This window comes from Micromonospora sp. WMMD964 (assembly GCF_029581455.1).
Lineage (GTDB): Bacteria > Actinomycetota > Actinomycetes > Mycobacteriales > Micromonosporaceae > Micromonospora.
In genome coordinates this window covers 1159229-1173119 of sequence record NZ_CP120860.1, presented here as the reverse complement: position 1 = coordinate 1173119, position 13891 = coordinate 1159229, and the positions used below count along the sequence as shown (strand labels likewise).

11 protein-coding genes are annotated in these 13891 nt (G+C 71.0%); 4 read left to right on the top strand and 7 right to left on the bottom strand.

Features of this window, described 5'->3' with window-relative positions; genetic code table 11:
- Window positions 1-23: 23 nt before the first annotated feature.
- Window positions 24-2222: a (Fe-S)-binding protein gene (locus O7616_RS05525; protein WP_282307539.1), complete on the bottom strand. Its 2199-nt coding sequence runs from the start codon at window positions 2220-2222 to the stop codon at window positions 24-26.
- 212 nt (window positions 2223-2434) lie between these two features.
- On the bottom strand, window positions 2435-2698 hold the full coding sequence (locus tag O7616_RS05520; RefSeq protein ID WP_145778259.1) for a cell division protein CrgA: 264 nt from the start codon (window positions 2696-2698) through the stop codon (window positions 2435-2437).
- A 223-nt stretch (window positions 2699-2921) separates the two neighbouring features.
- Between O7616_RS05520 and O7616_RS05515 the strand changes: the two genes are divergently transcribed.
- From O7616_RS05515 to O7616_RS05500, 4 genes are all read left to right on the top strand, one after another.
- Window positions 2922-3722, top strand: coding sequence for a DUF881 domain-containing protein (locus tag O7616_RS05515; protein ID WP_282305873.1), 801 nt, complete (start codon window positions 2922-2924; stop codon window positions 3720-3722).
- Between the two features lie 1052 nt (window positions 3723-4774).
- Window positions 4775-5668, top strand: coding sequence for a class E sortase (locus O7616_RS05510; protein WP_282305872.1), 894 nt, complete (start codon window positions 4775-4777; stop codon window positions 5666-5668).
- 3 nt (window positions 5669-5671) lie between these two features.
- Entirely contained in the window at window positions 5672-5953 is a 282-nt protein-coding gene (locus tag O7616_RS05505) for a hypothetical protein (protein ID WP_282263440.1), read from the top strand.
- A gap of 2 nt (window positions 5954-5955) precedes the next feature.
- A complete protein-coding gene (locus O7616_RS05500; protein ID WP_282305871.1) occupies window positions 5956-6606 on the top strand; it encodes an aminodeoxychorismate/anthranilate synthase component II in 651 nt (216 codons plus the stop codon).
- Window positions 6607-6959: 353 nt separating this feature from the next.
- On the opposite strand, the gene O7616_RS05495 is transcribed toward O7616_RS05500, so the two are convergent.
- The 5 genes from O7616_RS05495 to O7616_RS05475 are packed head-to-tail and all read right to left on the bottom strand — an operon-like array spanning window position 6960 to window position 13886.
- A complete protein-coding gene (locus tag O7616_RS05495) occupies window positions 6960-7643 on the bottom strand; it encodes an ElyC/SanA/YdcF family protein (RefSeq protein ID WP_282305870.1) in 684 nt (227 codons plus the stop codon).
- 22 nt (window positions 7644-7665) lie between these two features.
- Window positions 7666-9486 (bottom strand): Stk1 family PASTA domain-containing Ser/Thr kinase, encoded by a 1821-nt coding sequence (pknB, locus tag O7616_RS05490; RefSeq protein ID WP_282305869.1) that lies wholly within the window; start codon window positions 9484-9486, stop codon window positions 7666-7668.
- Window positions 9483-10892 carry a serine/threonine-protein kinase gene (locus O7616_RS05485; protein WP_282305868.1) on the bottom strand — a complete coding sequence of 470 codons (1410 nt, stop codon included), beginning with the start codon at window positions 10890-10892 and terminating at the stop codon, window positions 9483-9485. Before O7616_RS05485 ends, pknB begins: the two co-directional genes overlap by 4 nt.
- 1 nt (window position 10893) lies before the next feature.
- The gene (locus tag O7616_RS05480; RefSeq protein WP_282305867.1) at window positions 10894-12399 is read right to left on the bottom strand and encodes a penicillin-binding protein 2; all 1506 of its coding nucleotides are present in this window, start codon (window positions 12397-12399) and stop codon (window positions 10894-10896) included.
- Window positions 12396-13886: an FtsW/RodA/SpoVE family cell cycle protein gene (locus O7616_RS05475; RefSeq protein ID WP_282305866.1), complete on the bottom strand. Its 1491-nt coding sequence runs from the start codon at window positions 13884-13886 to the stop codon at window positions 12396-12398. Before O7616_RS05475 ends, O7616_RS05480 begins: the two co-directional genes overlap by 4 nt.
- Window positions 13887-13891: the final 5 nt, after the last annotated feature.

The following is a 13891-nucleotide window of genomic DNA, read 5'->3' as shown; positions in this document are numbered from 1 at the left end:
TTCACATCCCAGGTGTACGCGTCTCAGCCGCCGATCGGCGCGGTCTCCCGGCCGCCCTGCGGCTGCTCCGGCTTCACCGAACGGAGCAGCACGCTCGCCACGTCGATCACCTCGACCTGCTCGCCGGCGCCCTTGCCGTTGACCCCGTCGTTGAGCATGGTCGAGCAGAACGGGCAGCCGACCGCGACCGTCTTCGCACCGGTGGCCATGGCCTCCTCGACCCGGTCCACGTTGATCCGCTTGCCGATCTTCTCCTCCATCCACATCCGGGCACCGCCGGCACCGCAGCAGAAGGAGCGCTCGCTGTTACGCGGCATCTCGGTGAGGTCGCCCGCGATGGCGTCCCCGAGCACCTCGCGGGGGGCCGCGAAGATCCGGTTGTGTCGGCCCAGGTAGCAGGGGTCGTGGTAGGTGACACCGCCGTCGACCGGCTGCACCGGGGTGAGCTTGCCGGTGGCGACCAGGTGGGCCAGCAACTGGGTGTGGTGGACCACCTCGAACTCGCCACCGAGCTGGCCGTACTCGTTGCCCAGGGTGTTGAAGCAGTGCGGGCAGGTCGCCACGATCTTGCGCTTGGCCTTCTCCCGGCCCTCGAACGCCTCGTTGAGCGTCTCCACGTTCTGCTGGGCGAGCATCTGGAAGACGAACTCGTTGCCGATCCGCCGCGCCGGGTCGCCGGAGCAGGTCTCACCCTCGCCCAGGATCGCGAACTTCACCCCGGCCTCGTTGAGCAGCGTCGCCACCGCGCGGGTGGTCTTCTTGGCCCGGTCCTCGAACGCCCCCGCGCAGCCGACCCAGAACAGGTACTCGAAGTCGTCCACCTCGCCGACCCGGGGCACCTCGAAGTCCAGGCCCTTGGTCCAGTCCTCGCGGGTGTTCTGCGGGGCGCCCCACGGGTTGCCCTTGTTCTCCAGGTTGCGCAGCATCACGCCGGCCTCGGAGGGGAAGCTCGACTCGATGAGCACCTGGTAGCGGCGCATGTCGACGATGTGGTCCACGTGCTCGATGTCCACCGGGCACTGCTCGACGCAGGCACCGCAGGTGGTGCAGGACCAGAGCACGTCCGGGTCGATGACACCACCGGACTCGGCGTCGCCGATCAACGGCTTGTCGCCCTCGGCCAGCGACAGCACGTCCAGGTGGGCGAGCTGGGCCTGGGTGGCCTTCTCCTCGCCGGTCAGGTCCTTGCCGCCACCGGCCAGCAGGTAGGGCGCCTTGGCGTACGCGTGGTCACGCAGGCTCAGCACGAGCAGCTTGGGAGACAGCGGCTTGCCGGTGTTCCAGGCCGGGCACTGCGACTGGCAGCGACCGCACTCGGTGCAGGTGCTGAAGTCCAGGAGGCCCTTCCAGCTGAACTGCTCGACGTGGGCGACGCCGAACTGGTCCTTCTCCGGGTCGGCCTCCTCGAAGTCGAGCGGCTTGCCCTGGCTCGTCATCGGGCGCAGCGCGCCGAGGCCGGAGCCGGCGGGCTTGGCCGGCTCGCGCTTGAAGAAGATGTTGGGGAACGCCAGGAAGCGGTGCCAGGCCACACCCATGGTCACGTTCAGGGAGATGACGATCAGCCAGGTCATCGAGATGGCGATCTTGATCAGCGCGGCGACGCTGGCCCCGTCCGACCAGTCGGGCAGCGCCGCGCCGACCGCGTGGCTGACCGGGGTGGCCCAGAGCGGGTACTCGAAGTGGTCGGTGGCGACCTTGAAGCCGCGGATCAGCAGGCCGAAGATCAGGACCAGCAGCACGATCCACTCGACGAAGTAGCCCTGCCACATGGTCGAGCCGGTGAACCGGGACCGCCCGCCCGGCCGGGTCGGCCGGTTGCGGAGCCGGATCACCATCAGCACCAGGATGCCCGCCAGGCCCAGCACGGTGATGATCTCGGTGACCAACCCGAAGACGGTCCAGTGCCCGATGATCGGCAGCCCGCCGGTCGGGGTGACCACCTCGAAGTACGCCTCGAGCACCAGCAGGGACAGCACGACGAAGCCGACCATCACGAACCAGTGCGCGGCGCCCACCACGCCCCACTTGAGCATCCGGGTGTGACCGGCGGTCTCCACCAGCATGGTCTTCGTCCGGACGCCCTTGTCGGAGAACCGCTCCGGGGCGGGTTGCCCGAGCCGGATGACTGCGGTCATCTTCAGGACCGCACGCACCGCAAGCCACACCGCCACTGCGGTGATGGCGGCCGCGAGGATCGTGGTGACGATCTGGACGCTGCCCATCGAGTTGGCCTCCCCGGTCTGCTGCCTGATGACCTCGCTGCGCTCGGTCATGCAATGCAGCCTACGCGAAGGTTACCCAGCAGTAACGTGAGTCATCTCGCAGTAGGCCGCGCTGCCTGCGCACACCATAGGTGGCCCCACCCGATCCTGCCGGGCAGGGGCTCGGTGAGGTGAGATGCGGCGGAACCGCCGGGCGGCGGTGCCGCGCCGGCTCAGCGCCAGCGGGAGAGCAGCGCCAGCGAGGCGACCATCGCACCGAAGCCGACAGCGAGGTTCCAGTAACCCCACGCCATCACCGGGTACTCCTGCTCGGACAGGTAGTAGAGCACCAGCCAGCCGATGCCGACGACGATCAAGGCGACCGCGGTGACCGGCAACCACACCGGGCTAGGCTTGCGCGACGACGCCGCCGTCGTCGGACGAACGTCCGTCGGCGGGGTGTACACCTTCTTCTTACGGACCTGAGACTTGGGCACGGCGCTCTCCAGAGGGGTGACGACCTCGTCCGGCCTGACAACCGGGCACGGGGGCGACGGTCCATGGCCAATAATGTTCGACAGCTAGCGTAGTCCCGATTGCCCGTCCGGACCATGAATGGGGTCAGGCCGGTGCACGGAGTGACCGAAAGAGGCGGGACTGTTCGCATCACCGGCGCCGCCGGGGGCGGACCCGATCCCCGACACGCGGAAGGAACGCTCGGTGGAGTACACATCCGGCGCAACCTCCTGGCAGAAGGTGCTCCGGCGGGCCGCCGCCGGGCTGCTGCCCCGGCGACCGCGCCAACGCCGACCGGGCTGGTCGATCGGGGTGCCCCTGATCGCCGCGGCGGCGGGGCTCCTCTTCACCACCAGCGCGACCACCGCCGACGGCACCGCCCTGCGCGAGGACCGGCGTCCCCAGCTCAACCAGCTCATCGAGGACCGACGCGAGCAGGTCGCGGCGAGTGAACGACGTGCCGCCACGCTGCGCGGTGAGGTCGAGCAACGGACGAACACCCTGGCCGGCTCCGATGCGCCGATCAAGAACCAGCAGAATCGCGCCCAGGGCAGCCTCCAGGCCGCCGGGTTCACCGCCCTCGGCGGCCCCGGCGTCACCGTGGAGCTGAACGACGCGCCGCAGCTCGACCAGACCCAGTCGGACGCCAGCAACGACGACCTGGTGGTGCATCAGGGGGACGTGCAGGCGGTGGTCAACGCGCTCTGGGCCGGCGGGGCGGAAGCCATGTCAATCATGAACGTCCGCGTGCTCAGCACCAGCGCGGTACGCTGCGTCGGTAACACCCTGCTGCTTCACGGGCGGGTGTACTCCCCACCGTTCAAGATCGTAGCAATCGGCGACCCCGCTGCCCTCCAGCAGGCCCTCGCCGGCTCTGAGGGAGTCCGGTTGTTCAAGGACGCGGTCGACGACTACCAACTCGGTTACAAGGAGACGGTTTCCACGGTGCGAGTGCCGGCATTCGAGGACTCGACCTCCCTGCGCTCGGCGACGGTGCCCAAGTGAGCGGGCCGGAGGAGCGCCGCGACGGGCGACACCGCAACCAGACCGACGAGCCGACCGACATCCTGCCGAAGGTCGACCGGCCTGAGCCGACACCTGGCCGGGCGACTCCGGCCGGCAACTGGCCGGAGCCGGTGCTACCCGCACGGCCGAATGCGTCGCGCCCGCCGGCCAGCCCAGAGCCTCCCCGGGCCCCGGAGCCGCCCCGAGCGTCCGAGCCTTCCCGGGCTTTCGAGCCTCCCCGGGCCTCCGAGCCATCCCGCGCCCCAGAGCCGCCCCGCCCGTCGAGCCGCCCGAGCGCGCAAGCGCCGCCACGCTGGCCGGGCAACGCCGCACCAGGGCTCGGCCCGCAGGCAGGGTCCGTCCGCCCCGCCGCGGCGACCCCCGGCCTGCCGACGAGCCCGACCAACCAGGGCGCCGACCGGCCCGCCGTTCCCGGCAACGCCCCGAACCGCCCGTCCTGGCCCCACGCCCCCACCGGGCCGGCGTCCCCCGGAGCAACCCCCACCGGGTCGACAGCACCCAGCGCCGCCGCCAGCCAGCCGGTCCCGCCCGGAGCCGCACCCACCGGGCCGACGGCACCCAGCGCCGCCGCCAACCGACCGGTGTCACCCGGAGCCGCACCCACCGGGCCGATCGCACCGGGGCCCGCCAACCGACCGGTGTCACCCGGAGCGACCCCCACCCTGCCGGTCCCGCCCGGAGCAACCCCCAACCGGGCCGCTACGCCCGGGGCCGCCGCGACCCGATCCGCAGGACCGACCCCGACCGGTTCGGCTGCGTCCGGTGGAACGCCCACCGGCGCGGCCTCCGGCACACCGAACCGGGCCACCCCGCCCGCCCACTCGACGCCCTCGGTGACCGACTCGCCGACCGCGCTCATTCCCCAGGTCAGCGCCAGGCCAGGGCGCCCCACGGGTTCTCCGGCCGCGCCGGTCTCACCCGCCGGGCCCGACCGCCTCCCGCCGAGTGGTCCCGCCCGCCTCACTTCCGCAGCGGCGGGCCAGGTTCCCCCGACCGGCGCTGACCCGGCGGCCACCGCGCTGATCCCGGCAGTGCCCACCACACCCGCCGCCCGGCCGCCGGCGATGGACTCGACGGCGCTGATGGGCGCCGTCCCCCGCGCTTCCGTCCCCGACGAGTCGACGGATGACGGCGACGACTCCAACGAGCCACCTCGACCTCGGCGCGGCGAGCGGGTCGTCCAACTCCGGCCGGAGCAGACCGGCGAGGGTTACAAGAGCGTCTACTCCGAGCTCACCCGGCCCTCGCTCGGCTCCCGGATCCGCACCGGCATCCGCGTCACCGGCGAGGTCCTGATCACCTTCGGCCTGGTGGTGCTGCTCTTCGCCGGCTACGAGGTCTGGGGCAAGTCGGCCATCGTCGACGCCCACCAGAACGACCTCACCAACCAACTGGCGCAGGAGTGGGGCCCGACCGACGATCCGACGGTGGTGCCGTCGGCCGGCCCGAGCGTCAAACCGTCGCCACCGGTACGCGGCAAGCCGATCGCGGGCCTCTACATCCCGAAGCTCGAGAAGAACTGGGTAGTGGTCGAGGGCGTCACCCAGGAGGACATTCGCTACGCCCCGGGCCACTACCCGGCCAGCGCATTGCCCGGCCAGGTGGGCAACTTCTCCGTCGCCGGCCACCGCAACCGAGCCACCTTCTGGCGGCTGGACGAGCTCAACAACGGCGACCCGATCGTGGTCGAAAGCAAGACCGACTGGTACGTCTACCGGGTGTCGCAGTCACGGATCGTCCGACCGACGCAGGTCGAAGTGGTGGCGCCGGTGCCCGGTGAGCCGAACAAGAAGGCAACCAAGCGGATGCTCACGCTGACCACCTGCAATCCGAAGTTCGACAACTACCAGCGCCTGATCATCCACGCCGAACTGGACCGCACCCAACCCAAGTCGGCGGGCCGGCCGACGGAGCTGGGAGGCTGACCGATGTACGCGTTCATCTGGCGCAAGCTGCCGTTCGGCCTGGTCGGAAAGCTTACCGGCTCGGTGCTGCTGGTAGCCGCCACGGTGGCCCTCCTCTGGTATGTCGCCTTCCCGTGGGCCGAGCCCCTGCTGCCGTTCGACGACGTGCAGGTGGAGTCCGGGGTCCCCGCAGAGCCCGGCAACGACGGCCCGGTCACCGGAGAGACCCCGGCCGGCGACGAGCACGACCTGCCGTACGACACCGAGCGCAACAACCCGGTTCCGTCGTCCTCGCCGAGCAGGTGACCATGCGCGTACTGGTGATCGACAACTACGACTCGTTCGTCTTCAACATCGTGCAGTACCTGGGTCAGCTCGGGGTGGACTGCAAGGTCCGCCGTAACGACGAGATCGACGTCGCCGAGGTGGGCAGGCTGAGGGCGGACGGCATCCTGCTCTCGCCGGGGCCGGGCAGCCCGGACCGGGCCGGCATCTGCCTCGACGTCATCCGGACGTACGCCGGCGAACTGCCGATCTTCGGGGTCTGCCTGGGCCACCAGGCGATCGGCGAGGCGTTCGGGGCGACCGTGACGCGGGCCCCGGAGCTGCTGCACGGCAAGACCTCCGAGGTGCGGCACCATTCGGTGGGCGTACTCGCCGGCCTGCCGGACCCGTTCACGGCCACTCGCTACCACTCACTCGCCGTGCTTCCCGAGACGCTGCCCGACGAGCTGGAGGTGACCGGCTGGACCGGCTCCGGTGTGGTGATGGCGATGCGGCACCGCACGCTGCCCGTCGAGGGCGTCCAGTTCCACCCGGAGTCGGTGCTCACCGAGGGCGGCCACCTGATGCTGGCGAACTGGCTCGCCGGTTGCGGTCACCAGGAGGCGTTGGAGCGCGCACCCGCGCTCGCCGCCGAGGTCGACGCCCGCCGCCTCGCCGCATTCGCCAGCAGCTGAGGGCCGGCAGCAGCCCGTCACCTGTGTCGCCCACGCTGATGGCTGGACGGTCCGGCGGCCGGCGGCCGGCCATGATCGCGTACGCGATTGCCAGCCACAACAGCGCGACCCCGAACAGGGCGGCGGCCCGAAGCCGATGACCGTGCACCTCCCCTTTGCTCTGCACCCACCCATGCGACAGTCACGGAGCGTGAGTGTCGCGTGGGTGGGTGCAGAGCAAAGGACGTGGTTGAGGTGGCCGTGGCCGCAACCAGCGCGCTCCGCCGCAACAACCGGGCCGCCGCAACAAGCGCGGGCCGCCGCGAGCGGTTGCGGCCGTTCAGGGCCGACCAACCAGGGATCAGGCGGCCGGTTCAGCCGCGTAGCGCGTTCTGGACCGCCGGATCCGCGGGTGAGCGGACCGCGGGCGCACGGCCCCGGGCCGCGTCCCATGCCGCCTTGCCACTGGCGAAGTAGTCCCGCACCGACTTCTCGGCGAGCAGGGCGCTGGAGCAGCCGGCACACCTGGCGATGACCCCGTCGGCGTCGAGGCCGAGGTGTCGGCACAGCGTCACCGCCCGGGACAGGTGGTAGGACTGGGTCACGACCAGGGCCCGCTGGACGCCGTACACCTGACGTGCTCGGGCGCAGCTGTCGTAGGTGTCCAGGCCGAACGGGTCGGCCACGACGCGTCGCGGGTCGACGCCGCGCTCGGTGAGGTACGCGGTCATCACCGCCGGCTCGTTCCCTGACGTGCCGCCACCGTCGCCCGACACGAGGACCACTCTGGCTCGTCCGCTGGTCACCAGCGCGGCGGCGGTGTCGAGGCGGCCGGTGAGCCGGTCGGATGGCCGCTGCCGATCCGCCGCCACCGCCGTGCCGAGGACGATCACCACATCGGCGGAGGGCGCGTCGGCCTCGGCATACAGGTGACCACGGGCGGTGAGCGTCGTCCACAGCCACGGGAGGCTGGCGAGAACCAGCACGGCGACGCCCAGGACGGCCAGGCGGCGCAGGCGACGCCGCACCGGCACGCCGGAGGCCCCCACGTCGGTCATCCCGGAAGCCCGAACCCGGGGCCTATTCCCCGGAAGGGCGGCTCGGTGGGGGCGGGAACGGCAGACCGATCCCGCCAGCCCCACCGGGAGTGGTCGGCGTGCCCGTCGGTGTGCCCGTCGGCGTCGCAGTGGGCGTCGGGTCGACGACCTTCTCCGGGATGCCGATCTCGATGGTCACGGTCCTGTCCTTGGCCAAGGACGTGCCGGGGTTGGGGCTCTGCTTCTGCACCCGGCCGGCCTGGCTGGCCGGCACCTCGTCGCCATCGCGGACGTCGACCTTGTAGCCCGCCTCGCGAAGCTCCTCTACGGCATCGTCCCGCGTCGAGTTGAGCACGTTGGGCACCTTGTTGACGTTGCCCCTGGAGACCTCGACGACGACCTTGCTGTCCTGCGCGACGGTGGTCCCCGAGGGCGGGGTCAGCTTGAGGACGATGCCCTCCTGCGCGGGGTTGTCGACCTTCTTCTCCTCGACCTTCAACCCCAGGTCCTCGAGTTGGGTCTTGACGTTGCCGAACTGCGCATTGACCAGATTGCCGGGGATCCGCACGTCCGGCTTGCCACCGCAGAGCTGGATGGTCACCGTACTGGCCTGCTTCAACCGGGTGCCCGGCGCGGGATTCTGCTTCGCGACGGTTTCCTTGGTGCAGTCGTTGTCCAGGACGGATTCGCCCACCTGCGGTTGCAGATCGGCACCACGGATCTCGGCGACCGCGGCGGCCTGACTCTTGCCGACCAGGTTCGGCACCGACTTGTTGGCTCTGCCCTGCTGCTGGCTCCAGAGCAGGGCGGCGACCAGGGCGATCACCGCCAGCACACCTACCGCGCTGAACGTCGCGATCAGCCAGGAGGACGCCTTGCGCTGGCGCGGGTCACCGACCCGAGCCATCTGCCCGGTCTGCGGCCCACGGGTGGGAGCCGGGTGGTAGCCGCCCCCGCCGCCGGCCGGGGCCATCGCCACCGTCTCCGCCTCACGCATCACCGGGGTGGCCAGCACGGGCCGACCGGCGGCGGCGCGGAGCAGGTCGGCCCGCATCTCGCCGGCGCTCTGGTAGCGGTTGAGCGGGTTCTTCGACAGCGCCTTCAGGACGATCGCGTCGATCGCCGGGGTGACGTCCGGGTTGATGTCGCTCGGCGTCGGCGGCGTCTCCCGTACGTGCTGGTAGGCCACGCTGACCGGGCTGTCCCCGACGAACGGCGGGTGGCCGCACACCAGCTCGAAGAGCACGCAGCCGGCCGCGTACACGTCGGAACGGGCGTCGACGGCCTCGCCGCGCGCCTGCTCCGGGGACAGGTACTGCGCCGTGCCGATCACCGCGCTGGTCTGCGTCATGGTGGTCGCGCCGCTGGCCAGGGCCCGGGCGATGCCGAAGTCCATCACCTTGACCTGGCCGGTCTGGGTGAGCATGACGTTGCCGGGCTTGATGTCGCGGTGGATGATGCCGTGCCGGTGGCTGAACTCCAGCGCCGCGCACATGTCGGCGCAGATCTCCAGCGCCCGGCGCGGCTGCAACCGACCCTCGGCGCCGAGGACCTCCTTCAGCGTCCGCCCGTTGACGAACTCCATGACGATGAACGGCAACGTCTCGCCGGTCGGCGCGGTCTCCTCGCCGGTGTCGTAGACCGCCACGATCGCCGGGTGGTTGAGCGATGCGGCGTTCTGCGCCTCCCGGCGGAACCGCATCTGGAACGTCGCGTCCCGGGCGAGGTCGGTCCGCAGCATCTTGATCGCGACGTCCCGACCGAGCCGGAGGTCGCGACCGCGGTGCACCTCGGCCATGCCGCCATAGCCGAGCAGCTCGCCGACCTGGTACCTGCCACCGAGCAGGCGGGCCTGCGCTGTCATCGCGTCTGTCGTCCTTCGCTCGTCGTCGTCCCGCCGTCGTCCGGCTGGAGTCGTACCTCTCGACGGTACGACGTCGGGGTCGGATCGTCGCGTCCGTCGAGTCGTAGCGCGCCGGACGTCGCGGCGCGCGGAGCCGGCCCGGCGGGTTCACCGGCCTGCGACTGCTTCCGCAAGCTGTAGGAAATCACGCCGGAGCAAACCAGGACCAGCACCGCCAACAGGATGGCGAGAAGCACCATTCCGGGCCGGGACCGCTGGGGAGCAGGCGTCGGCACCGACGGGCCGGCCTGCCGGACGTACGCCGGGGGGTGTTCCTGGTGGGGCGGTGCCGACGGCACGGCGGCGGCACCGCGCGGGTAGCCGTTCGGCGCGACCGGCGGGCGGCCGGGCTGGACGGCCGGCGCGATGGCGGTGGGGCGCGGCTGCTGGGCCGGCGCGACGGCGGTCGGCCTCGGCCCGGCGACCGGCGGGCGGGCACTCGGCGGACGCATGTGGTGGGCCTGCGGCACCTGGGCCCGGCCGGGCGCGGCGGGCGAGGCCGGCGCTGCGGAGATCGGCGCGGAGTTGGTGCCCGCCCTGGCCTGCTGGGAGAGCGTGACCTTGAGCTGGCGAGCGACACCGGCGAGAGCGGCGGCGCTCGGCCAACGGGCGGCGGGATCCTTGGCCAGGGCCCGTTCCACCACCGCGCGCACCTGCGGCGGGATGTCGGCGGGCAACGGCCGGGGCTTCTCCCGTACGTGCTTCATCGCGATGTCGAGCGGATTGTCGCCCTCGAACGGTCGCCGACCGGCGAGGCACTGGTAGGCGACCACGCCGAGTGCGTACACGTCGGACGCGGGGGTGGCCACGCCTCCGGTCGCCTGCTCCGGCGAGATGTACGAGGCGGTGCCGAGCACCGACCCGGCGGCGGTGAGCTGACCGACCATGTCGGAGCGGGCGATGCCGAAGTCGGTCAGCACCAGCGTGCCGTTCGGCCGGACGAGCAGGTTGCCCGGCTTCACGTCGCGGTGCACGATGCCCTTCTCGTGGGCGGCGTGCAGCGCGTCGGCCGCCTGCGCGACGAGCGCCATCGTCCGGGCCGGGGTGAGCCGCCCGACCCGGCTCAGCGTGGACGACAGGGCGTCGCCCTCGACGTACTCCATGACCAGGAACGCGATCTGCTGGTCGTTGCCGAAGTCGTAGACGTCCACCACACCGGGGTGGTTGATGGTGGCCATGGTGCGGGCCTCGCCGCGGAACCGCTCACCGAAGTCCGGGTCGTCGAGTAGCGCCGGGAGCAGGCTCTTCACCGCGACCGTCCGGCCGAGCACCTGGTCGGTGCCGCGCCAGACGTCGCCCATGCCGCCGCTGGCGATCCGCTCGTCGAGACGGTAGCGGTTGCCGAGCTGCACGCCGGGGCTGAGCATGTCAGCGACCCCCAGGGTCGGTGATGGCGGCGCGCATGATCTGACCGGCGATCCGGGCCGCCTCGGCGCTGCCGCCCGGGCCGGCCTGTTCGAGCATCACGCAGACCGCGGAGACCGCGTTGCCGTTCTTGTCCAGCGCGAACCCGATGAACCAGCCGTGGTCGGGCCGGTCCGGGGCGGACTGCGCGGTGCCCGTCTTGCCACCGACCGTGTAACCGCTGATCGCGGCCTTCCGGCCGGTGCCCTTCTGGACCACGCTGACCATCATGTCCCGCAGGTCGGTGGCGACCTGCGAGCTGACCGGCTGACGCAGCTCCCGACCGTTGGCGGTGTAGTAGCTGGTGGTCCGGTCCGGGGCGAGCAACTGCCGGACCAGGTACGGCCGCATCTGCTTGCCACCGTGCGCGATCGAGCCCGCGATCATGGCACCTTCGAGCGGCGTCATCCGGACGTTGTTCTGACCGATCGAGGACTGCGCCAGTGCCGCCGGGTCCGTGCTGCCGTCCGGGTTCTGCATGTCCCCGGTCCGACTGGCCGCGGTGGGCAGACCGTCCTCGCCGAGCTGACCGACGGTGAGGTCGTCCTGCTCGAAACCGAACTGGCGGGCCTTCTCCTTGAGGGCGTCCGCGCCTAGCTGCACACCGAGCTGGGCGAAGCCGGTGTTGCACGACTCGGTGACCGCCTCCAGCAGGGTGACCTTCGCCTCGGGGCAGATCGACGGGGCGGCGTTCCGGATCGGAGTGCCGGAGGTGGGCGGGGTGTAGCTGGAACCGGCCGGGATCTGGGTCGACTTGGTGACGCCGTTCTCCAGTGCCGCGGCGGCCACGACGATCTTGAAGGTGGAACCCGGCGGCAGCGTCTCGGAGAGCGCCCGGTTCTTCAGCGGGCCCTCCGGATCCTGCTCCAGCTTGGAGTACGCGGCGGCTGCTTCCTTGCTGTCGTGGCTGGCCAGCGGGTTCGGATCGAAGCTGGGCATGGACACCAACGCCTGCACCGCCCCGGACCGCGGGTCGATGGCGATCGCCGCGCCCTTCTTCGCCCCCACCTCGTTGTTGCGTAGCTGGTCGTACGCCACGTCCTGGGCCCGCTTCGACAGCGTGAGCAACACGTTGCCGCCACCGCTGTCGTCCCCGGTGAACATGTCCTTCAACCGGTCGCCGAGCAACTGGTCGCTGTTGCCGGCCAGGAAGTCGTCCTCTGCCCGCTCGATGCCCTGGTCAGCCAGGTTGACCGGCTTGTAACCGAGCACGTGCGCGTACTTGGCGCCGCCCGGGTAGGTACGCAGGAACTTGAGGTTGCCGTTGGTCTCCTTGCTGGTGGCCAGCGCCGTGCCGCCCGCCTCGATGTTGCCCCGCTTGCGCTTGTAGTCGGCGACCTGGACCCGACCGTTGTAGTCGCTGGTGCGGTACTCGTCGGCCTTCTGGAACTGGACCCAGTTGAGGTTGGCGAAGAGCAGGCCGAACAGGACCATGACGACGACGCCGACCCGGCGCAGTGGTGCGTTCACGGCTTGATCACCTCCGTGGGAGCGCCGTGAATCTGCTCCGGCGGGCCGCCGGCCGGCCGGGCAGCCTTGGCGGCACCAGCTCCCAGCGGCCGGCGGGCTCCGTCGGAGACCCGCAACAGCACCGCGATGAGCAGCCAGTTCGCCATCAGCGACGAGCCACCGGCGGACAGGAACGGGGTGGTCTGACCGGTCAGCGGAATCAGCTTGCTGATGCCGCCGACGATCACGAAGACCTGCAGGCCGAGGGTGAACGCGAGACCACCCGCGAGGAGCTTGCCGAACGAGTCCCGTACCGCGAGCGCGGCCCGTAGCCCTCGCTCCACGATCAGCAGGTAGACGACGAGCAGTGCGGAGAGACCGAAGAGACCGAGTTCCTCACCGAGGCCGGCGAAGATGAAGTCGTTCTGCACCTCGGGGAGGATGTCCGGCTGGCCGCCACCCGGCCCCGCGCCGAACAGCCCGCCGGTGCCCAGGGCGAGCAGCCCCTGGACCAGCTGGTAACCCTTGTCGGTCGGGTCGGCGAACGGATCCAGCCAGATCTCCGCCCGCAGGTAGAAGTTGGCGAACGGCCCGCCGACCGTCGAACCGAGGACGTACGCGAGGTAGGCGCCGCCGAAGAACAGGACCAGACCGATCAGCAGCCAACTGACGCGTTCGGTGGCGATGTAGAGCGTCACCACGAACATGCCGAAGTAGAGCAGCGAGGTGCCCAGGTCCTTCTCGAACACGAGCACCAGGAGGCTGACCAACCAGACGCCGACCACCGGGCCGAGGTCCCGTCCGCGCGGGAAGTCGATGCCGAGGAAACGCCGGCTGGCCAGCGACAGCACCTCGCGCTTGCGGACCAGGTAGTAGGCGAAGAAGACCAGCAGCGCCAACTTCGCGAACTCACCCGGCTGGATGGAGAAGCTGCCCACCCGGATCCACAGCTTCGCGCCGTTGATCTCGGAGATGCTCGACGGCAGGACCGCCGGGAGCATCACCAGCACGATGCCGGCCAACCCCAGGGTGTACGCGTACCGCGAGATCGACCGGTGGTCACGCATGAGGGCGAGCAGGCCGGCGGCGAGGATCACCGAGACGAGCGTCCACGCCAACTGCCGCCCACCGATCCCGGCGAAGATCGCCAGGTTCTCCCGGTCGGCGACCGGGGCCTCGCCCAGGTCGATCCGGCGTAGGAAACCCACGCCGAGCCCGTTGAGCAGGGCCACCGCCGGCAGTAGCGCCGGGTCGGCGAACGGGGCGAGGAACCGGATGACCAGGTGCAGTCCCAGGAAGACCGCGCCGAGCGCGGCGGCCGGCATCCAGAAGTCCGAGGTGACCGTGTCCAGCAGGTTCGCCTCGACGGTCGCCCCGTACGCGGCCACCAGCACCATCGCCAGCAGCAGCAGGGACAGTTCGGCGTTGCGGCGCGACCGCGCCAGGCGTACGCCGGACTGCTCGCCCGCGGTGGCGGGCGAGGGTGCCGGTGTGGCCGCTACGGTCACGGGTG

What these genes read in the sequence shown, in the direction of transcription:
- O7616_RS05525 (WP_282307539.1), bottom strand. Translation starts at nt 2,222, where the DNA reads ATGGGCAGCGTCCAGATCGTCACCACGATCCTCGCGGCCGCCATCACC.
- O7616_RS05505 (WP_282263440.1), top strand. Translation starts at nt 5,672, where the DNA reads ATGTACGCGTTCATCTGGCGCAAGCTGCCGTTCGGCCTGGTCGGAAAG.
- O7616_RS05500 (WP_282305871.1), top strand. Translation starts at nt 5,956, where the DNA reads ATGCGCGTACTGGTGATCGACAACTACGACTCGTTCGTCTTCAACATC.
- O7616_RS05495 (WP_282305870.1), bottom strand. Translation starts at nt 7,643, where the DNA reads ATGACCGACGTGGGGGCCTCCGGCGTGCCGGTGCGGCGTCGCCTGCGC.
- pknB (WP_282305869.1), bottom strand. Translation starts at nt 9,486, where the DNA reads ATGACAGCGCAGGCCCGCCTGCTCGGTGGCAGGTACCAGGTCGGCGAG.
- O7616_RS05485 (WP_282305868.1), bottom strand. Translation starts at nt 10,892, where the DNA reads ATGCTCAGCCCCGGCGTGCAGCTCGGCAACCGCTACCGTCTCGACGAG.